Annotated in this window: 16 protein-coding genes; 8 read left to right on the top strand and 8 right to left on the bottom strand. The window is 61.7% G+C overall.

Translation table 11 applies throughout. From position 1 onward, the window contains the following. The first annotated feature begins 132 nt into the window (after positions 1–132). Entirely contained in the window at positions 133–1,194 is a 1,062-nt protein-coding gene (locus NG895_RS17615) for a hypothetical protein (RefSeq protein WP_252853832.1), read from the top strand. A 47-nt stretch (positions 1,195–1,241) separates the two neighbouring features. Here the strand turns inward: NG895_RS17615 and NG895_RS17610 are convergent, their stop codons facing one another. After that, positions 1,242–1,949, bottom strand: coding sequence for a hypothetical protein (locus tag NG895_RS17610; protein ID WP_252853831.1), 708 nt, complete (start codon positions 1,947–1,949; stop codon positions 1,242–1,244). 317 nt (positions 1,950–2,266) lie between these two features. On the opposite strand from NG895_RS17610, the gene NG895_RS17605 reads away from it, so the two are divergent. Further along, the gene (locus NG895_RS17605) at positions 2,267–3,793 is read left to right on the top strand and encodes a C25 family cysteine peptidase (protein ID WP_252853830.1); all 1,527 of its coding nucleotides are present in this window, start codon (positions 2,267–2,269) and stop codon (positions 3,791–3,793) included. Positions 3,794–3,890: 97 nt separating this feature from the next. Here NG895_RS17605 and NG895_RS17600 read toward each other — a convergent pair whose 3' ends face one another. Together NG895_RS17600 and NG895_RS17595 are read right to left on the bottom strand one after the other, a co-directional pair. Then, complete coding sequence (locus NG895_RS17600; protein WP_252853829.1) at positions 3,891–4,406, bottom strand: DUF6933 domain-containing protein; 516 nt, start codon at positions 4,404–4,406, stop codon at positions 3,891–3,893. 314 nt (positions 4,407–4,720) lie between these two features. Further along, entirely contained in the window at positions 4,721–8,788 is a 4,068-nt protein-coding gene (locus NG895_RS17595) for a hypothetical protein (RefSeq protein WP_252853828.1), read from the bottom strand. 379 nt (positions 8,789–9,167) lie between these two features. Between NG895_RS17595 and NG895_RS17590 the strand changes: the two genes are divergently transcribed. After that, positions 9,168–9,701 (top strand): helix-turn-helix domain-containing protein, encoded by a 534-nt coding sequence (locus NG895_RS17590; protein WP_252853827.1) that lies wholly within the window; start codon positions 9,168–9,170, stop codon positions 9,699–9,701. 45 nt (positions 9,702–9,746) lie between these two features. On the opposite strand, the gene NG895_RS17585 is transcribed toward NG895_RS17590, so the two are convergent. Continuing rightward, positions 9,747–10,613 (bottom strand): ATP-grasp domain-containing protein, encoded by an 867-nt coding sequence (locus tag NG895_RS17585; RefSeq protein ID WP_252853826.1) that lies wholly within the window; start codon positions 10,611–10,613, stop codon positions 9,747–9,749. Continuing rightward, a complete protein-coding gene (locus tag NG895_RS17580) occupies positions 10,610–10,954 on the bottom strand; it encodes a P-II family nitrogen regulator (RefSeq protein ID WP_252853825.1) in 345 nt (114 codons plus the stop codon). Before NG895_RS17580 ends, NG895_RS17585 begins: the two co-directional genes overlap by 4 nt. Positions 10,955–11,199: 245 nt before the next feature. Between NG895_RS17580 and NG895_RS17575 the strand changes: the two genes are divergently transcribed. From NG895_RS17575 to NG895_RS17565, 3 genes are all read left to right on the top strand, one after another. After that, positions 11,200–11,463, top strand: coding sequence for a hypothetical protein (locus NG895_RS17575; RefSeq protein WP_252853824.1), 264 nt, complete (start codon positions 11,200–11,202; stop codon positions 11,461–11,463). A gap of 229 nt (positions 11,464–11,692) precedes the next feature. Further along, the gene (locus NG895_RS17570; RefSeq protein ID WP_252853823.1) at positions 11,693–12,487 is read left to right on the top strand and encodes a thymidylate synthase; all 795 of its coding nucleotides are present in this window, start codon (positions 11,693–11,695) and stop codon (positions 12,485–12,487) included. 14 nt (positions 12,488–12,501) lie between these two features. Then, positions 12,502–13,056 carry a dihydrofolate reductase gene (locus NG895_RS17565; protein ID WP_252853822.1) on the top strand — a complete coding sequence of 185 codons (555 nt, stop codon included), beginning with the start codon at positions 12,502–12,504 and terminating at the stop codon, positions 13,054–13,056. Between the two features lie 106 nt (positions 13,057–13,162). Here NG895_RS17565 and NG895_RS17560 read toward each other — a convergent pair whose 3' ends face one another. After that, complete coding sequence (locus NG895_RS17560; protein WP_252853821.1) at positions 13,163–13,861, bottom strand: hypothetical protein; 699 nt, start codon at positions 13,859–13,861, stop codon at positions 13,163–13,165. 420 nt (positions 13,862–14,281) lie between these two features. Here NG895_RS17560 and NG895_RS17555 point away from each other — a divergent pair, with 420 nt between their 5' ends. Then, positions 14,282–14,845 carry a cob(I)yrinic acid a,c-diamide adenosyltransferase gene (locus tag NG895_RS17555; protein ID WP_252853820.1) on the top strand — a complete coding sequence of 188 codons (564 nt, stop codon included), beginning with the start codon at positions 14,282–14,284 and terminating at the stop codon, positions 14,843–14,845. 308 nt (positions 14,846–15,153) lie between these two features. Beyond that, positions 15,154–18,324, top strand: coding sequence for a bifunctional [glutamate--ammonia ligase]-adenylyl-L-tyrosine phosphorylase/[glutamate--ammonia-ligase] adenylyltransferase (glnE, locus tag NG895_RS17550; protein ID WP_252853819.1), 3,171 nt, complete (start codon positions 15,154–15,156; stop codon positions 18,322–18,324). A gap of 31 nt (positions 18,325–18,355) precedes the next feature. Here glnE and NG895_RS17545 read toward each other — a convergent pair whose 3' ends face one another. Next, a complete protein-coding gene (locus NG895_RS17545; RefSeq protein ID WP_252853818.1) occupies positions 18,356–19,426 on the bottom strand; it encodes an endonuclease/exonuclease/phosphatase family protein in 1,071 nt (356 codons plus the stop codon). Positions 19,427–19,564: 138 nt separating this feature from the next. Continuing rightward, the gene (locus tag NG895_RS17540) at positions 19,565–19,969 is read right to left on the bottom strand and encodes a hypothetical protein (RefSeq protein WP_252853817.1); all 405 of its coding nucleotides are present in this window, start codon (positions 19,967–19,969) and stop codon (positions 19,565–19,567) included. Between the last annotated feature and the right edge of the window lie 7 nt (positions 19,970–19,976).

Below are 19,976 nucleotides of genomic sequence, written 5' to 3'. Positions count from 1 at the left end.
TGGCGAGCTGGCGAAGTGACTATCGGCCCCCCTGTCGCTGTGTTCTGGCCGAACTCCACTTTGGTAGTGGCGAAAGGACTTGTCGATGTGGACCCATCGCCACCAAGCGCTTGTAGCGAGAATCGTACCATTATGGCTAGGAAAGCCGCCTCTACCAATGTTTACCGGCAACTAGGTACCTACGAACGGCTTCGCCGACGGTTGCTGGATGCGCCCGACGATGGGCGCCTGGATAAGCAGCTTTCTTACTGGGTATTGCCGAGCGACCGCAGGCTGCCCATTGCGTTCCTCGATCGCGATCTGCGGTCGCTGCTCGGCAAGTCGTTCGATCAATTGCTCAAGACACCCGGCGTTGGGCAGAAGAAGATCGAAGGCTTCTTCGAACTGCTGCGCCGCGCGGCCGCCGCGCAATCGCCCGACGAGCCGTTTGGTTTGGAGGAAGTCACGCCTGCGGAACTGGCTTCGGAGTCGCCGGGGTTCGATCCCACCAAGGTGTCCGAATCGCTGTGGAGTACCTGGTGCGACACGGTGCGGCAGCAGGGCTTTACCAGCCACACGTTGGGTCGGCTGGCCCCCACGTTGCAGACCCTACCCACGGTGATCTGGCATACCCCGCTGGGCGAGTACGCCGAGCGCAGCTTGGCGCAGATTCGTCGCCTGCGGACGCATGGCGAAAAGCGGGTGCATGCCATCCTCGAGGTGTTCGCCACGGTGCATGAAGCGGTCTCCACGTCGGCCCGCAGCGAAAGCCTCGACATCGACCTGGTGCCCCGGTTCCTGCCTCCGGTAACGCGGTGGTTGAACCTTACGCTGGTGGCCGACAAGCCACCCACGCTGGCCGAGGTCCGCCGGCAACTGGTGCAAACACTGATCGATCAATTAGAAGTCGACCTGGGCGAACAAGTGGCCCTGCTGGCCCGCGAGCGATTGGGGCTCGAAGGCGCCACGGTGAGTGTCAAGCAACAAGCCGAGCACCTGGGGGTGACCCGCGCTCGGGTGTATCAACTGTTCGAAGATTGCGGCAAGGTCATGGAGGTCCGCTGGCCCGAAGGCCGCTGGCTGCTGATGCCGCTGGAAGCCAAATGCCAATCTGCCACCCCCGCGACGCGCCGGCTACTGGCGTCCGCGCGCGACCTGTTCTATCCGCAACTCGACGGGCAAGTGGTGGTGGAGTATTGGGCAGAGGAGGCGTAGCGGGGGCCGACTGTAGTTCACCCGCGCGCCCCAGCAATCTGTCGCACCTAGCTATTGGCAACAGGTGCTTGCAGAGAACCTCGGTACCAGGCCAGGCCAACGCCCGTTAGCAGGATGCACGACCAGACAATCAAGCTGGAAGCTTCGGGCACAACGGCGTACTCGAAAGTTGCCGCTCCGAAGTTGTAGTCTTGTGTGCTGGCCGAGTTGCCGGCGCCGATGGTCGGCAACGAAGCCGAAGGGCTGGCGGAGTACCGGCCGCCGGCAGCGACCAGACCTTCGGTTGAAAACACAACGTCCAAGCCGGCCAGGTCGAAGTTCGTGTTGAAGTTCTTGTCGATGCTATCGAAGCCATAAGCCACGGCGCTGTAGGTCTGACCCGCGGCCAGTACGAGTGGCGTGGCCAGTGTCTGGAAGATGTAGTTGTCTTCGATGGTCGAGCCCGGTGTGCGGCTGCCAGTGGCGGCCACCGTCTCCTGGTGAACCAGGGCACCCGTCTCCACGTTGAACAACTGCCAAACCAAATCGCCGCTGGTGCCATCGCCATCGTCGTCGAAGACGCCAATGCTGGTGATCTTGATCGTGGAGGTCGTATTGAAGTCGTCCCCCAATTGCCCGGTCCAAGCTTGGTTGCCAGGAATCGGCAGGCTGCCACTTCCGTCGACAAGGTCCGCTACAAAGAGCGACGCAGAGACGCTGGAAGACAAAACGAGCGAGCAAAGCAAACCAACGGATGTCGCAACCAATTTCTTCATGATCTCAGTACTTTTGTAGGAGCAAGATGCAAGCAAAGCGGGGTCGGAAGTCGGTTAGTCATCGTAACCGCAAACCGCGTATGATTGTAGTCACTGGCCCAGGCAACTTGCTAGCAAGATTAGTAGCTTTTCTGAGATTCTCACAATCGATAACTTTGTCCCGATAAATAAGCCCTATTTGGCGTCGAATACCGGTCAGAGGCTGCGGATTCAGAGAAACACTGCAAAAAAAGGCTACCAGCTTTACCTGAGGGGGCGGGCGGCGGGCGAAGCCGCTACTGTATACCCATCGGGATATTCATAGGGGAAAAGACAAGATGACCCTCCGCTTGCCAAAAGAACACCACGTCGCGTTGTGGATAGCCGCGGTGTTGATTGCGGCCGCCACGGCGACCACTGCCCAAGCCAAGCTGTGGTTGGCCGTTACCACTGCCGAATTGGCCCCTGGTGTGAAGACGCTCGCCGAGCATCGAAGGAAGGACGGGCTGAAAGTCGAAGTCTTCGTGGGGCAGCCGCAGGCGGCGCTCGAGAAGTATCCCACGCCCGACTATCTACTGCTCGTGGGCGACGTAGCGGGCGAAGGGGAACGGCCCGACCCCGTTTGGCAGGTCGACGCCCGTGTCTGTTCGCTCTATCGCTGGGTGTCGCGGCAGCCCGATGAGTTCTATTCCGACTCGATGTGGGGCGACCGGAACGGCGACGGCATGCCCGAGGTGCCAGTGGGCCGATTGCCGGCCCGCACGCTCGCGGAACTCGACGTGATGACTCGCAAGATCATCGCCTATGAAGAGCGGCCGTGGACCACCGACGACTTGCGATTTCCCACCTGGGTGGGACACCCCATGGCGACGCCCATGTTCAATCGCATGGCGACCGGGCTGGTGGTGAGCCAGATTGGCAGCCGTTTGCCGGGATGGAGCGAGTTCTCGATGATCAGTGGCGATCCCGATTCAGCATTTTGCGGTTGGGCCGCGGACCAGCCACACACTTTCCATCAGTGGCTCGCGCGGGGCGGGCTGCTGGCCACTGTTGGCGCTCATGGAACCGAGTACTCCTGGTTGTCGGTGCTCGATGACAATCGCGCCACCTACTACGATGTGCGCCAGCAGGCCGAGTCGCTGCAGCAGGGCGGTCCGACGTGCCCGCTGGTGTTGTTCACCTGCCTGTCGGGCAAGTTCACCGCGCCGCAGCGTTGCGTGTCGGAGAGCATGGTCCTGGCGCCCGGCGGACCGGTGGCCGCGGTGGGGGCCACCACCGAGTCGCACCCGCTGCCCAACACCCTCACGGCGTGCGGCCTGCAGCAGACGGTCGCCTCGCAGCACGAACGACTGGGGGATCTATGGCTCGAGTCACAGCTCATCGGCTACAAGATCCGTGACTTCATGCTCGAGACCTTGCTCAAGGACCTGGAAGGAAGCCTCGAACAGCCGATCGACACCGACAAGCTCCGCCGCGACCAACTGCGCATGTACGCGCTTATGGGCGACCCGGCCACCCGTATCCGCCTGCCGCGCGAACTGAACGCGAAACTCGCGAAGACCGACGATGGTTGGCAGTGGAAGGTCGAACGCCCGGAAGCAGCCACCAGGCTGCACGTCCACTTCCGCCCGGCCGGCGCCCAGATGCCGACCCGCCCGCCAGGTATCGACCAGCATCAGGCCAAGAGGTTGCTCGGTGAAGCCAACCAGATGTTCGCCTACGAGCGGCGGGGTACGCTGACCGCCGACGAAGAGTGGACCGGCAGCGTCAATCAGCCCGGCGAGATCCGCCTGGTAGCCCAGACGCCCGACGCCTGGTACGCGGCGGTGTTGAAAGTGGAAGAGTCGAGTGGGGCAGGGGAGTAGTTACCCATTGTGATCCCGCGCTCTGCTTGGGAATCAGGTTCATCCGGAGTGGTAGGTGCGCGCGATTAACGCGTCCGCGCTGGCCCCAAGGCAATCCCTATTGCCCCACCCCATCCAGCAATCTCTTGAATACTTCCTTTGGGTAGCCGTATTTTTTGCCATCCCCGCCGATGAGGGCCGACATAGGGGTCTCGTTGAGGACGTGGCCGATCTCGCTCGGCGGTTGTTCGTCTTCTTCCAATAGAATCTTGGCGAATTTGACTTGGTCGGTCATCGATCCGGTTACCGAGCGATTCAGAGCCTTGGCGAACTTGACGGTAGCTGCAGAGGGGGCAATGAATCGCTGATAGACGAACTGCTGACCATCGTCTTCCATGAACTCGCGGATGGCATCCAACGCGCGACCTATCAAGCGGTTGTCGTCGGTAATCCCCCGCCCGTAGAGCACGCATGAATAGAGCGACGGCGTGTTGGTCAGCAGGATATACTGCGTGCGAGCGGCGGTAAACAAACTGGCCGACCAATCGGCGTACAGGTTCTCATCGAGCGGCGACTCCGCCAGTTTGCTGGCTTTGATCTTCGTGGCCAGCTTTGCCGAGAGTCGCACGATCATCCCCGTCCCCCTTCGCAGCAGGTTTCCAAAATCGTGTGGCACCTGGCGCATTGGAGCTTGGCGCGGATCTCGATGAGCTGGCCGCCGCAGACGGGGCAGACGCGCTGGCAGGTTGGCGTGTCCTTGGGTTGTTCGTCGTCCTGCATAGTGGCAAATTCCAGTGGGCGGTGTTTTCGACCCTTCTAGCTTGCGACGTGGCGCGCGGTTCGGCAAGGGGTGCACTCCTTTCGCGCATGCAGAGACACAGCGCCACCGTGATGGCGCGACGTTAGTTGCGACCCGCAGGTCCTCGCGGTCGATCGTGTGCGCGGAGCTCAGTCGACGTCCGGTTCCAGCTTCACCTTGCTGTGCTCACGCCAGGCGGTTTCGTGGGTGAACTGCTGCCAGGCTTGTTTCAGCCAGCGGACCAGCGAACTGGCCAGCCACAGCGCCCAGAGCAGCATCAGTCCGCGGTACCACCACACCGACACGCTTACCATTGTCGGTTGTGGCAGGTCGACTCCGCTGCGGGGCTGGAACCAATTGAGGTACGTTGGCGACGATCCGTTACCGACGACGAACATCTCGGGATCGCCCAGCAGGCCTTCGTGCACCACCACCAACAGCACCAACAGGGCGGCCAGCGTCAGCAGCACCAGCAGGCACTGCAGCAGGTTGAAGGTGCCGATGTGCATCGAATGGGGGTCCATCCGTCCGCGCCAGGAGAACACCAACAGCCAGGCGACTACCAATAGGGCCGGAGCCACGTTCACCTGGGTAAGTCCGATGCCCAACAGCACCCACTCCCACGAACGCAGCGGCGAGTGAGGCAGCCAACCCAGCGCCACACCAGCCATCACGGCCACAACGATGATGGTCCAGAACCGCACCGCGGGGCCGCGCAGCGGGCCGGCGGTCCAAAGCAGCCAACGGTCGGCCGACGGCTGCATGATACTGGTTACGTTGGCCGATTCGGACGGCAGCGTCACCGCATCGGGCGAGGCGACCATCGGCAGCGGCGCGGACAGCTTCCACGCCACTTCGATTTTCTGTCGGCCCGGACTGGTCGGTACCACCAATTTTCCGTCGTCGCGGCGGACCGGAATCTCCCGTCCGTCCAACTTCACGGTGGTCACGTCCGCGTCGGTGGGGATCTCGATCATGAAATCGCCCGCCAGGCTTCGCTCGATCTCCATCTGAAGGGTCACGGTTCGCAATCGGGCGCCCAGCGAGGTGTTGTGTTGCACTTCGTGGATGGTCACCGTGTCGCCTTCGATCGGCTCGGGGCGGCTGAACGACAGCGTGGCTTGCTCGCCCGGCCAGGGATGCCACACGGGTTCGAGCTTCTCGGTTCCCTCTTCGAACACCGGCGGCAATCCTGCGAACGTGGCGTCCCAGACAGGCGAGAGCATCAACCGCCACTGATCGACCCACTGGTCGGTGTCGGCCGCCGTGAGTTCGAGCTGCGGTGTGATGGGCAATTCGCTCTCCCAGCGATACTCGTCTTGTCCGGCGCTCAGACGCACGTTGATGTAACCCTCTTCCACGTTGGCCGAGGTGGTTTGCACTTGCTCGCCGGGCAGCAGCGGGATCCGCAGCGCCACGGCCTTGCCCGGTTCGGACAGGCGTCGCACCGTGTTGTGCACTTTCCAGACCAGGCCAATCTCGAGTTGACGATCGACCACCACGGCCACGTTGAAGTGCCGCTGATCGTAGGCCGCCTCGCCCGGCGCTCGCTCTTGCTTGGGGGCGAAGAACACCTGATCCTCGGGCACGCCATTGGGCTTTACGCCAGTGACGGTCCAGTCCGGGGCGTTGATCTCCACGCGGCGTGGCTTCAGCAAGAAGGTCCATTGCCAGTCCGAAGCATCGGGCAGCAGCCCTTCGACCTCCACCTGGTGAACTCCCTCGGTCAGGCTCACCCACAGGTAGCCATCTTGCCGGCGAACCGCGGTCTGCGCTTCGCCATCGATCGTCACCGACAACGGCGACCAACTGGGCAACTGGCCCGGTAGCGGTACTGCCACGTTGGCCGCGGCGTGAACCTGGGCCGACAGCTTCAAACGTCCTTCGCTGACGTCGAGCGTGGCAGTGGGAATCTCGGCAGCATTGGGAAATGCGTCGCTTGGTTCCAGCAGCCGATTGCGTAGCGTTTCCAGCGTCTGCTGATCGGGAATCTGCGCTTGGGCCGTCACTGGCGTCAGCAGTGCCAATAGCATCAGCGCTGCCGCGGTGGCGCGGCCCGAGGGCCTGGGCAGTTGCCTGCCCAACAGCACGGCCGCCAGCAGCAATAACAGGATCAAGCGAACAACGGTCAGCAAGCGATGCACATAGGGCGGGATCAACACCGGACGCACCCGCTGCGTTTGGTCGACCGGACCATTCCAGTAGCAGTACACACTATTCCAGCTCCACGTTGGCTTGGCCGGTCCGGTCTGAACCACCGCCTGGGGACTGAGGGCCATGTTGCCCACGTACTGTTTTTGGAGTTTCGACGACTCGGCCACTTGCTTGTTGTACAGACTTGACTGGCTGCTAAAACGGGCGCCCTTGCCCGATTGGGGCGATTCGTCGGTGGGCGCCGATTCGAGGGGTGTTTCGTACAGATTCGCGTCGCGGGCCGCTTCCCTGGCCGCATAATTCATTGCCCTGGGCAATAGAGTACGCTCTCCGTAGGTAATGCCATGTGGTTCCAACTGCGGGTAGAGTGCGCTCTGCACCTGACTGGCGAGGAACGGGATCAAGAACAACGCCAGCAGCACCAACGCCAGGTACTTCCAGGCGACCAGCAGCTTTTGCATCGGGCCCTCTTTCACCACCTGCAGCAATGCCAGCGGCGCGAGCAGGAACAACCACGTCAAGCGTGGCGCGCCGGGCTCGTGGTACGCCAGCCCAAAAGCCAACAGCGCCAGCAGACCCGCCCGCCAGTTCCACATGCGGGTAATGGCGATGGCGAACACCAGCAGCAGGAACAAATCGAGCAGCGACCAGGCCGTCAGCCAGTCGCCCTCCACGCTATCGGCGCCAAACAGCGCCAGCACACGCCAACCTGGAGGCAGATTGAGCGTTAGACTCAAGTTCTCGGCATCGGCTTGCCAGCCCGTGGCCGGCAGGTTGCCGATCTGGTCGGTGCGGCCCACGGCTTCGAGATTGAGTTGACGATCGCGGAGCTCAACGCCATGAGCCCCCGTGGTGGGATTCGCGGTAATGAGTTGCGACTGGCCATCGGCTCGCACCGCGCCCAGGTTCTGCCCATCGGCCGCGTCGAGTCGCCACTCCTGAAAGGCGTTGCTACGTACCTGGTCGCAATACGTACCGGCCTGGCCGTCCTGGTCGAGCCACAACTCGCGAGCGATGGTCAGTCCCGCTGGGGCTCCGTCGCCCATGCCGCGCTGCCGCTCGACCAGTTGAAAGCTCGAGTCGGTGTTCCAGCGGTAGACGGGCAGATTGCGCCACGCCTTGGGAAAAGTTGTCTGGCTGGCGTCCACGGCATTGACGCCCTCGATCTCGGCGATGCGGAACCGAGGATTCGCGCGATAGCCAATCAGCTCTTCGGCAACCATGGGCTCGGCGCCTTCGGCGTAACCGAACGTCTGGAAGTCGTGCGTGCGAAACGCGCGGGCCTTGATGGTCCACTCGCCGGCCCGCAATTGCGCCGTGAGGACACCGCGATTGTCGACCGCCACCGGAATGGGGCTATCGAGCGTGGCCAGTTGCCATCCCTCGGGCAGCAGCGCGCCGAGCGTTTCTTCGCGGCTCTTACCCGACACCCCCAGCACCACTTCGGTGTCCAGCCACAGCGGTACGCCATCGTTCAGCACGCGGTACACACGTCGGGTCAGTTGTTGCTTCTCTTCTTCTTGCTGCTGCGTGCGCCGGAGCCACAAGTCGCCGCTGGCGTCCCAGTTCGGTACGGCAACCTCTTGTCCTTCCACCACGAGCGCCACCAGGCCCACCTGTTGGGGCAGGTGCACTTTCTGCGGCATCGCATCCCAGCGAAACGTTCCCTCCAGTTCGTGTGTGCCGGCGGCCAGGTGGACATGCGGCCGGCCTTCGCGAGTCACCACCACCACCTCGTTGCCGTTGGCCATTACCGTGAGTGGCCAGATGTTGGCATCGCCGGGCAGAGGTACCCAGCTTTCTTCGAACACACGGACGTTCAAGTTCCAGGTGCCTTGGTCGGCGCCTGCCTCGAGCGTTAGCCTCGATGGCCAGAAGCAAATGTGCTGACCGGCATTGTTGTAGGGCGAAGGACAATCGGCGTGGCGGTCGCCCCAGGTGGCCCAATCCTGCCAGGGCTGTAGTTCCGGTGGAACCCGCGGGTCGGTGCTTTGTGCCCCCGCGTTGGCACCCCCCAATAACACCGCCGCCAATACCACCAGCCGCACACGTAGAGTAAACATGCTATGTCCGCCACTCGTTGATATTCTGGGACTACTTATCCCGTGTTCATTGTATGGATCTGCGGTCGCGGGTTCGACCAACTGCTCGGCAGCAGCCAACGCGGCGCGCGCTGTCGATACTGAAGCCCCCTGTCTTTCGACGAATCACAGCGTCCCCCGGTTCCCCAGGAATGGTCGCCTGGTTGGTGGGCCGCGCTACCGAAGGTTAGCATTTTTGCGGGTACGCGCTCGGCCGGTTCATCGGTTCCAGCGAAAGTGGACAAGGTGGCAATCTACGGCGGAACGTGCAATTCTGGCTTATCTGGTTGACGTGCTCAGCAGGGTAGTGTAAATATGAACACATTCCCCGCCGAGCCCTATGCACCCCGGGATTTTGCCGATGTCCGCCGCCGCGCCCGTTGCCCCGTCCCATCCAGCGACTGCTCGCGTGGTGGCGCACAATCTGCGGCGGCTGATGGCTCTGTACTCATTGACGTACGACGAAGTGGTCGAGGCCTCGGGGCTCGACCAGCGGACGGTGCGGGCCATCGCCCGGGCCGAAAAGAACACCCACGCCCGCACTTTGCGGCAGCTGGCCGAGGGCCTTGGCGTGGCCGTGGAAGAGTTGTTTGTCGACGCCGGCTCGATCGCCGCGGCCGGCTTCGACGAGGCCACGAATCCGATCGTCAGCCAAGTGATCGAAAGCCACGCCTGGCTGTTCGAAGGTTGGTCGGCGGCCGACTTCGCCGAACTGCACAGCCGCTTCGGCCACGGCGGCGAATTGAACGAACAGGGCACCATCCGGGCGGCCGAGGCCATGAATCGCAAACGCGAGGTCGTTCACCAGGCCCGCGTGGTGCTCGAAAGCACCGATGGCCCACTGCTGGAAGAGTTCGTGCGAATGCTGTACGACCGCGTGCGAAAGACCGAGTAGTGCTTTGCAGTACGTTGCCGCTGCAAGTTGCCAATAGCCGAGGAGCTACGCCTCGTCTTTAACGCTGGCCGATTGTTGCTCTTCCCAAACGCGTCTTGCCGTCTGGGAAACGGCCGATACCACGTCGGTCATGTTGCACGCATAGAGATTGGCGAAACTGAATCCACCAATTTCCAGCAGTCGATAGTCGCCCTCGGTGGTTTGGCAGATGTCGATGATCCACACCGGATCAGGTTGGAATTCGTTGGCGGCCACCTCATCTGCCAGTTCGCGAGCGGCGCTCGGGTACTCGGCCGAGAAGACATGCTCGTTTCCGGCCACGTACTGGCAACCCGCCACCACACGTCGGTCGGCCACGACGAATCGCCATTCGTAGGCAATCGATTTCGGGGAGCTGACCACAACCAACGAACTTAGCGGAAACTCATAGAACCCCATAAACTCGACATCGGCCGCAAAGTTGTCGCGCTTGGCAAGCTGACCAGCGAACAGTTTGAGCGGCGAATCGGGACGCACAAATACCTGACCGCTGTTGCCGAACGAGTTGAATAGAAAATCCTGCTGCCTCAACAGTTCGCCAAAGGGCAACATCGTGTAGTCGCTGTTGAGAAGGTACTGGCCGAAGTGGGGGAAGTAGCTCGTGCAGTGGTAGTTTTCGACCGTGGCAAATACGCCGGGCGTCCAATGTTCGTCGCGGCCGATGCGCGTGATCAGTTCGATGTCGCCATGCGCCACGACACAGCTTCCAGCGGGAAACTCGTGGCGGTAGGAGTCTTGGACGTCATCCCAGCGATAGGGAGGTTTCGGTGCATCCACCAAATGAGCCGTATGCCCTTGCTGCTCGATGGCAGTCTCCAAGTCGTTGCAGTAGTTGGGAAACATCTCTGCATCGATCAGCCACCCGACTTTCACGGCCCCACCGTCTCGTTGAGTTTGCTCATGTCGATCACCCGCTCGTAACTTACCGCGGGGAGCACCAGGATTTTGCCGTCGCCCATCCGGCCGGTGCGTGCTACCTCCACCACGCGGCGGATCACTTCTTCGGTGCGAGAGTCGTCGACCCACAAGACGATTTCGACCTTCGGCAGAAACGCCTGGCTGTACTCGCTGTCGGTGTACTGGTCGAGGTAGCTCTTCTGCTTGCCAAATCCCTTCACCTCGCGGACCTCAACCGCCTCGAGCGGGGCCCGGCGGAGGTTATCGAGTATCGTTTCGACCAGGAAAGGTTTGACGATCGCAATGACTTGTTTCACAGCACGGGTCGGGGGTCAGAGGATCGGAAGTCGGGGAACGCATGCGAACCGCCAGACTGATCATTCTAATGAGGCCTGATCGCGATTGGCAAATGGATCGCAGCGGGTTACCGATATCCACATTGCTGTCGCCCGGCAGAATTTACCTATTTCCCCCCGGTAGAGCCTCGTCTGGGCTTCCACGCCAGTGGCCGCTAGAATCGACCACCTGACTCACCAGACCTTCGTACCACCAGGCGTGCAGCATGGCTAAAGAATACTCCAAATATCAGCAAAACATCATCAAACGCTACTACGACAACCGCGAGGCGGTCTCGTTACAGCGACTCAGCGAACTGGTCACCGAACTGTACCTGGCCGAGGGCAAAGCCCGCGAGAAGCAGTGGAAGTACATCGTCGCGGCCTTGGAGAAACTCGAAATCCCCCAATCCCGTATCGACCACCTCCGCGAGCAAGACGACCCGCAACTATTGGCCAAGCTGGTAGAAGAACTGATGGCTGGGAAATGACGAATGACGAAATACCCAATGACGAACTACCCAGGGGCCAGCGAACTTTGTGTCATCCTGAGGGGAGAGCCTAAGCGACTGAAGGATCTAGTTTGAATCGCACAAGTTCACCGCCCTTGTGGGACGCTCAACGAAGGGCCACATAGATTCCTCAGTCGGCGAGCCTCCTTCGGAATGACACGATCCATTCGAATCAGATTTAACCTCAAAAGCTAATCCTCCTCTCGTTATGCGTCAGTACTTAGAGCTTCTCCAACGCGTTCTCTCCACCGGCACGACGAAGTCGGATCGCACCGGCACGGGCACCCGGAGTGTGTTTGGGCATCAGATGCGGTTCGACCTGGCTGATGGGTTTCCGCTGGTCACAACCAAGAAGCTGCACACGCGGTCGATCATTCATGAGCTGTTGTGGTTCATCGCTGGCGATACCAACATCAAGTACCTGAACGACAACGGCGTGTCGATCTGGAACGAGTGGGCCGACGAGTCGGGTGAGCTGGGGCCCGTGTATGGCAAGCAGTGGCGTAGCTGGCAGGCGGCCGACGGGCGGGTGATCGACCAACTGACCGACGTGCTCGAGCAGATCAAGACCAACCCCGACTCGCGGCGGCTGATCGTCACCGCGTGGAACCCGGCCGACATCGGCCAGATGGCGCTGCCGCCGTGCCACTTGTTGTTCCAGTTCTACGTGGCCGAAGGCCGGCTGTCGTGCCAGTTGTATCAGCGCAGCGCCGACGTGTTCCTGGGCGTGCCGTTCAACATTGCTTCCTATGCACTGCTGTTGATGATGGTGGCCCAGGTTACCGGCCTCGAGCCCGGCGAGTTCGTCCACACGCTGGGCGACGCGCATCTGTACGACAACCACCTGGAGCAGGCCAGGAAGCAATTGGCCCGCGAGCCACGATCGCTACCCACCATGACGCTCGACCCAGCGGTCGACTCGCTATTCGACTTCCGCTACGAGCATTTCAAGCTTAGCGACTACGATCCTCATCCCCATATTTCGGCGCCGGTGGCGGTGTAAGGAACGTACCGACGTTGAACGATCATCCTTCTACGCAATCCGAACCTGGCGCCAGCCGGGCCATGTTGCTGTCGCTGGTGGTGGCCGTGGCCGAGAACGACGTGATTGGCAACGCCGGCGACTTGCCATGGCGGATGTCGGGCGACCTGCAGCGGTTCAAGAAGCTGACCATGCATCACGCGATGGTGATGGGCCGTAAGACGTACGAGTCGATTGGTCGGCCGCTGCCAGGGCGGGTGACCATCGTGCTCACCACGCAGTCGGACTACGATCCCCAGCACGCCGAGGTGCGGGTGGCTCACTCGCTCGACGAAGCCACGGCCCTTGCGCAGCAAACCGACATGCAGCAGGACGAACTGTTCGTCGTCGGCGGGGCAGAGATTTACCGCCTGGCGTTACCCCAGGCCGGGCGAATCTACCGCACGGTGGTGCACGCCACGCCCGAGGGCGACACGCGGTTTGCGAAACTCGCTACGGACCAGTGGCGCATCGCAGAACAAACCGAGTACCCGGCCGACGCAAAAAACCAGCACGCCTGCACCTGGCAGGTGCTGGAGCGTGTCGAATAGTTCCGCCGCGCACGATTCTTACCACAAAAAAAATAGCCGACGAGATAGGCCTCGTCGGCTATTGGATTCTGATTAAACGATGGCGCGAGTGCTTCGCGATGGTCAGCTACTCGCCGTCCATGCCCAACCGCATCTTCAGTTCTTCGAACTGATCGACGAACCGCTCGTTGCTGGAGTGGACGTGTTCGGCCTCGGTGATGAATCGCATCTGCTCGCGGCAGGGAATCTGGTGGTCGTCCAGAATCTCCTCGTACGTCTGCAGGCTCGCACCGTAAGCGATCAGCAGCTTGTGTTCATCGAGCTGCACCTCTTGCGGCACCGACGGATTCAACACGGCAATGCCGGTACAGCCGTCGTTGGCCAGCAGATCTTCGAAGTCCCACAGAATGCTCTGCAGGATCGGCATGTCGATCTGCTCGCGGTACAGATCGGTATGGTGGCCGGCGCGATGTCCGTGGCTGGTCTCGAGCACCACGTCGACGGTCTCGCCGAGTTGCTCGATCAGTTCCATGAAGATGTCCAGCAGGCGCTCCTTCGAAGCGGCGGCCATCAACACCGGCACATCGGCGCGGTTCTCTTCGTCGCGGTAGACATCGTGCCGATAGCCGGCCGAAGGGACTACCTCCAGGTTGTACGAAGGACGTACCGCATCGGTCAGCGTGAAATCGCCGTACTGCGCGACTTGCAGATGCGCTTCAAGCTGCCCTTCGCTCAGCTGCTCGAAGCTGCTGGTCGGCGGGGCGGCCATGGCCGTCGGGCGTTCGTCAGCGAACACGTCGTCGAAAAAGTTCTTCAAAAATCCCATCGCAATTTACTCGCAAACGAACGGATGTGGTTGCTCTGGACCCTGCCATGTCCACAACGGCGGCAGTGCCAATGGGGAGGGATGGGAGAGTTGTTCCGGTAGTTAGCAGTGTCAGAGGCCGTGTGGAAACGGTTGCCCCGCAGCAGGCCTCTGCTCAAATCTAGGTTACCCCAACCCCACAATGGAGAATCCGCCCGTAGCGGTCAGGATTTCGCCCAAACTGATGGGCGACAAAATCACTACGACCGACAACGCGCTTTGGGTCTCCTCGGGCATCCACAATCCGCTACCCAGACGCGTTTCGCACAGGCCATTCCATAAAGAAACTGGACACAGCGGGGGCCGCGACGCGTTGCGCCTGTAGCGGTGGTGCGGTATGATGGACGCATTGCGAACAACTGGAACTACGCACGAACGACTATGAAGATCTACACAAAAACAGGCGACCAGGGAGAAACCTCGCTGTACGGCGGCCAACGCGTGGGGAAAGACCACCTGCGAATTGACACTTTTGGCACCGTCGACGAATTGAACGCCACGCTGGGAATGGCGCGGGCCGAGGTTGCTCGCCTGCCCGAAGCTTTCGCTCCCATCGGCCAGGTACTGGGGCACGCCCAGAATCATTTGTTCGATCTGGGGGCCGAGTTGGCCACGCCCGAGGCCGCCAAGAAGGGCACCGAGCTGTTGGGCCCCGCGGCCACCGCAACGCTCGAGTCGGCCATCGATCATTGGGACTCGCAGCTTCCCCCACTGACGCAATTCATCTTGCCCGGCGGCAGCGAACTGGCGGCCAGGTTGCATGTGTCGCGGTGCGTCTGTCGCCGAGCGGAGCGGGTGTTGGTCACGTTGATGCGGGCCGAGACCTTGCGACCCGAGCCGGCGGTGTACCTCAACCGCTTGGGCGATCTGCTGTTTGTCCTGGCCCGGGCTGCCAACCACCTGTCAAAGGTACCCGACGTGGCGTGGAAGAAGTCGGGGACTTAACCAATGGTGACAGCCAGGCTACCACTTTTGGCACATGTGGTGGACCGTAGGTTCTAGCGTTGGCTTTAACCTTACTACCCAAACGCGCTATCTCCCTAGTTTCGCAGCGTGCAACCTTGGTATTTGGCGCGCGGGAACATCCATGTCGATCGATCCCGCGATCCGAACTTGTTGAGACCGACTCCCATGAGCCAGCGAATTGCAGAATCGGTGCGCGAGCGGGTGACTTTTGTCTCGGCGCCAGGTACAATTGGGAACTTGACGGGAAGTAGACCCAGGCGGTCGCAGCTTTCTGGTGACTACCTGGAATGAAAATCGACGTTCTGCGGCAATACCTGGACGAGCCGGCAGCCGCCAAGTCTTGGTTAGACGAGGCGCTCAGGCTTCGGGAGACCAATACTGGTCATGGGAATCTGCGCCGTATGGCCGAGGCGGGCGTCACGCTCGATCTGTTGGCCGATCTCTGCGATCAATTTGCCGCGGTAGCTCCGCGACTTGCCGACGCCGATATGGCGTGGAACAACCTCGAGCGATTTGTCGTCGCATCCCGCAATCCTCTTGCCGCCTGTGCGCTGTTCGAACGCGATCGTCAGGCACTGCCTCGACTGTTGGCGCTGTTTAGCACTAGCCAATACCTCAGCGACTTGTTGGTCGTGGACAACGAAGCCTACGACCTGCTTCGCATGACCGAGGGCCAGCCCGTGGCCCGCGAGCTGTTGGTCGAAGAGCTGGTGGGCGAGATACTCCATGTCACGCATCCGTCCGAGGCGATGCGCATCCTGCGCAACTTCAAACGCCGCGAGACGCTTCGCATTGCTTATGGCGACATCGTTCGCGAACAACCCATCGCCACGGTGGCCCGGCAGATTTCGTTCGTCGCGGACGCAGCCGTGGAAGCCGCCCTGCGTTTCGCCCGCCGCGCGCTGGAAGAGAAGATGGGCACCCCCATGCATCAGGGGCGTCCGGCCAAGTTCGTCGTGCTGGCCATGGGCAAGTTGGGCGGACTGGAACTGAACTACTCCAGCGACATCGACCTGATCCTCATCAGCGAAGGCGACGGCAAGACCACCGGCAGTCGGCAGACCAGCAACCAGGAGTTCTTCGAACGGCTGACCCGCGATATGGTCAAGTTGCTCACCGAACCAACCGAGCTCGGCACCACCTACCGCGTCGACCTGCGGCTGCGTCCCGAAGGTTCTCGCGGCTCGGCTGCGATCACCTACGAGCGGGCGCTGGCCTACTACGACAACAAAGGTCGCACTTGGGAACGGCAGGCCATGATCAAGGCGCGGCCCATTGCCGGTGACATCGATCTGGGCGCGTCGCTGCTGGCCGAACTGGAGCCGTGGATTTACTCCCGTTACCTGAGCCTGGCCGACATCACCGGCATCAAGACACTCAAGCGGCAGATCGAACAACGCACCACCGCGCAAGGTACGCATCAACTCGACGTGAAGACCGGCGTCGGCGGCATCCGCGACATTGAGTTCGCCATTCAGTTCCTGCAACTCCTCAACGGTGGCTCGCAGCCCGAGGTCCGCACCGGCAACACGCTCGAGGCAATCGATCACCTGGAGAAAGCCGGTTGCCTGAGCATCCAGGAGCGGACCATCCTGGAAGAGAACTACTGTGCCTTGCGGAAGCTCGAACACCGATTGCAGATTCTGTACGACCTGCAGACGCACACGCTGCCCGAGAATCCCGACGAACTGCGAAAGCTGGCGATGCGGATGGGATACTTTCCTTCGCTCGAGCGGTCGGCCACCGCGGCGTTCGAAGAGGACCATCGCGAGCGGACGGAACTGAATCGCAAGATCCTGAACCATCTGCTGCACAACGCCTTTGGCAACGACGCCGACTTGGAGCCGGAGATCGACCTGGTGAACAATCCCGCGCCGACGCTCGATGAAATTCGGGAGGTGCTGGGCAAGTACCCGTTCGAGGACATTCAGAACGCTTACCACAACTTGATGGCGCTGGCGACCGAGAAGATTCGTTTTCTCTCCACCCGCCGCTGCCGGCACTTCCTGGCATCGATTGCGCCCCGCCTGCTGGAGGCCATCGCCGCCACGCCCGAACCCGACACCACGCTGGTGAACCTGAGCCGGGTGAGCGATTCGCTGGGTGGCAAGGCGGCGCTGTGGGAATTGTTCCGCACCAACCGGCCATCGCTCGAGTTGTACGTCACGCTGTGCGCGACATGTCCCTACCTGTCGAGCATCCTGACGTCGAATCCCGGTATGATCGACGAGCTGATGGACAGCCTGCTGGTGGAGGGACTGCCATCGCAGGAGATGCTCGGTGCAACGCTGGCCGACCTGTCGCGCGGCGCCGAGGACATCGACCCGATCCTGCACAGCTTCAAGCACGCTCAGCACTTGCGGATCGGTGTCCGCGACATCATCCACCGCGACGATGTCGAGCGGACCCACGCCGCGCTGGCCGACGTGGCGGAGGTCTGCCTGACGCAGATCGCCCGCAGCGAACAACAGCGGCTCGACAACAAGTTCGGCACGCCGACCATTCCTTCGTTCGAACACAACGAACAGGCCAGCGACGAGCTCCGCGCGCGGTTCGCCGGGCGCGAGGGCGAGAAGTGCGAACTGGTGATTCTGGCCCTCGGCAAGCTGGGCGGCAGCGAGCCCAACTATCACAGCGACCTGGATGTCGTCTTCCTGTACGAGGCCGAGGGGCGGACCTTCCACACCGACTACACCGGCAGCAAGGTCACTAGCGCCACGACCACCAGCAACAATCATTACTTCAGCGAGCTGGGGCAGCGGATCATCACGCGCGCCAGCCGCATCGGACCTTACGGCCGGCTGTACGAAGTCGATGCCCGCTTGCGTCCCACCGGTAAGAGCGGCTCGTTGGCCGTACCGATCGACTCGTTTGCTAACTACTTTGCCTCCGGCACGGCCGACTTGTGGGAGCGGCAGGCGTTGTGCAAAGCGCGGGTCATCTTTGGCGCACCCGGCGCGGCTGCCTATGCGATGGAAGCGGTCAACAACGCGGCCTTCTCGCCCGCCTGGTCGCCGGAAGACGCCGAGGGTATCCGCTCCATGCGGCATCGCCTGGAAGAGACCGCCACCAGTCGCAACCTGAAACGGGGCCGCGGCGGCACCGTCGACACCGAGTTCCTGGTACAGATGTTGCAGCTCAAGCATGGCGGCGCCGACCCGTCGGTTCGCGTGCCCGGCACCCTGGCCGCGCTCACGGCGCTGGAGCAGGCGGGCTACCTGGCGGCGGACGACGCTGAGTTCTTCCGCAACAGCTATCGCTTCCAGCGCACCGTGGAGTCGGCCATCCGCCTGATGGATACCACCGGACGCCACGAGCTTCCCACCGACCACCGCGAGCTGGCCAAGTTGGCCTACCTGATGGGATACAGCGATGCCTCGGCGCTGGAGAACAAAGCGCTCGAACTGTTCGACGCTACCCGCGAGCGGTTCGACAAGATCTTCGACGCCCAGCGGTAAGTGGTGCGGTGGCTGAACCGTCGGTTGTTGCTTATCGCGCCCCAACCGCAGCGCCGCTGGCCACGCGGTTCGACAGACCTGCTTCGGTGACGCTGAACTCCGCCCATACCGGCAGGTGATCCGAAATCTGCTTGACCTGTTCGAGCGATAGCCCGTGACGCGACTGAATGTCGTACACGCCACCGCGACCGGTGAACTCGGCCGTGCTGGGGCGGTGAAACAGGATGTTGTCGTGCAGGTAGCTTTTCACCACGTTGGTTGGCTGGTTTTGAATCACCGGGTAGATGTCGGTGATGCGCCCCAGCCCAGCCAGATCGTCGGGCTTCAGCGGTCGGCTCGAACGGCCGAACGAACCACTCGGCGCGCTGGGCACCTTGGTGTTGAAGTCGCCCAGGATGATGATGTCGTCTTCGGTTTGCTGGTCGGCGCCGATCGGCTGGCGGCGAACCACCGAGTAAACCTGCGCCAGGGCGTCCATCTCTTCCTTGGCCACGTCGGGATCGGTGTGCACGTTCACCAGCATGAACGTGAATCGTTGGTTGAGATCGGAAACACGTGTGGCGAAGAACCCGACCATTGGTTCGCGGTGCAGCAGGTTGTCGGGGTCGCGAATCGTGTAGACATACTGCGGGTGGACCTCGATGCGGTTCGCGTCGAAAATGAACGCGTACTGCTCGGTGCTGCGGGTGTTGCCCAGTCGCGGCCCGACGCGAAAGTCGTATTGGCGGCCGGAAAGATGATTGAGTCGCTGGACGAACTTCTGGATGAAGTAGTCGTCCTGGGTGCGGATCTCTTGAATGGCGACGATATCGAAGTTGCTGATGATCTGGCAGATCGTGTCGATAACGTACGGCTTTTCGGCCTTGGCGTCGCCGAACACCTGGATGTTGAACGAGGCGATCTTGATCGTCGCGCCTGGGGGCGGATTCCAGCTGGGGCTGTTGGACACCGGCGAGGTGCCGACCATCGGTGCGCCGGAGTCGGACGACTGGCCCGTGACGATAATTTGCTTAATGTCTTCGAGGTGCAGCCCCTTGAAGAACATCCAGCCGCCACCACCGAAGATGGCCACCATCAATGCTGTCGAAATGAACCGCTGCACCGCAGTAACCCCTCCATGGGCTGCCGGGACGTCCTTGTCGAGAAACTATCGCGAACGCAGTTTAGGTGGCTCGCATAATTGGGGCTAGGTGAGTTTCCGCGGTGCTAGCACTATGTGGAAATGGCGACTTCCGACCTCTCACGACGGTTTCCGGCGGTCTGGCTCGTCCGGCTGCCGACAAATCTCGATCAGCAGACTGGTGGCGACGCCGGTAAGGATTGCCAGGTAGGTGGATTGGGCTATCGACTGTGCCATGGCACTGGCGAACACCCAGGGGATGATCCAGACGAGGATCGGCCAGGCCAGCATCACCAGCACCAGGATCAGCCGAAACAGGGCACGCAACTCCAGTAGCAGCGACAGCGGCAGTACGGTCCAGAACGTACAAAAGAACAACAGGCTGCTGTCACTCTCGGTCATGGTTCGCGTGGCGTAGAGGAACCAGACCGCGCTTTCGAAGAAGCCCAGATAGAGCCAGGTTCGGAGGCGCGTCCGTTTCAGCCACGGTCCGGTCTGCAGGCGGGCTTCCCAGTCGATGGCCATCGTGCGA

The organism is Aeoliella straminimaris, assembly GCF_024054565.1.
Classification (GTDB): Bacteria; Planctomycetota; Planctomycetia; order Pirellulales; family Lacipirellulaceae; genus Aeoliella; species Aeoliella straminimaris.
Note: the sequence above shows the minus strand (reverse complement) of the source record. Positions and strands in the feature narration are given on the sequence as shown.

Coding starts and splice junctions, on each gene's coding strand:
- NG895_RS17595 (WP_252853828.1), bottom strand. CDS start 8,788: ATGTTTACTCTACGTGTGCGGCTGGTGGTATTGGCGGCGGTGTTATTG.
- NG895_RS17615 (WP_252853832.1), top strand. CDS start 133: ATGGCTAGGAAAGCCGCCTCTACCAATGTTTACCGGCAACTAGGTACC.
- NG895_RS17575 (WP_252853824.1), top strand. CDS start 11,200: ATGGCTAAAGAATACTCCAAATATCAGCAAAACATCATCAAACGCTAC.
- NG895_RS17605 (WP_252853830.1), top strand. CDS start 2,267: ATGACCCTCCGCTTGCCAAAAGAACACCACGTCGCGTTGTGGATAGCC.
- NG895_RS17600 (WP_252853829.1), bottom strand. CDS start 4,406: ATGATCGTGCGACTCTCGGCAAAGCTGGCCACGAAGATCAAAGCCAGC.
- NG895_RS17570 (WP_252853823.1), top strand. CDS start 11,693: ATGCGTCAGTACTTAGAGCTTCTCCAACGCGTTCTCTCCACCGGCACG.
- glnE (WP_252853819.1), top strand. CDS start 15,154: ATGAAAATCGACGTTCTGCGGCAATACCTGGACGAGCCGGCAGCCGCC.
- NG895_RS17540 (WP_252853817.1), bottom strand. CDS start 19,969: ATGGCCATCGACTGGGAAGCCCGCCTGCAGACCGGACCGTGGCTGAAA.
- NG895_RS17590 (WP_252853827.1), top strand. CDS start 9,168: ATGTCCGCCGCCGCGCCCGTTGCCCCGTCCCATCCAGCGACTGCTCGC.
- NG895_RS17610 (WP_252853831.1), bottom strand. CDS start 1,949: ATGAAGAAATTGGTTGCGACATCCGTTGGTTTGCTTTGCTCGCTCGTT.
- NG895_RS17555 (WP_252853820.1), top strand. CDS start 14,282: ATGAAGATCTACACAAAAACAGGCGACCAGGGAGAAACCTCGCTGTAC.
- NG895_RS17560 (WP_252853821.1), bottom strand. CDS start 13,861: ATGGGATTTTTGAAGAACTTTTTCGACGACGTGTTCGCTGACGAACGC.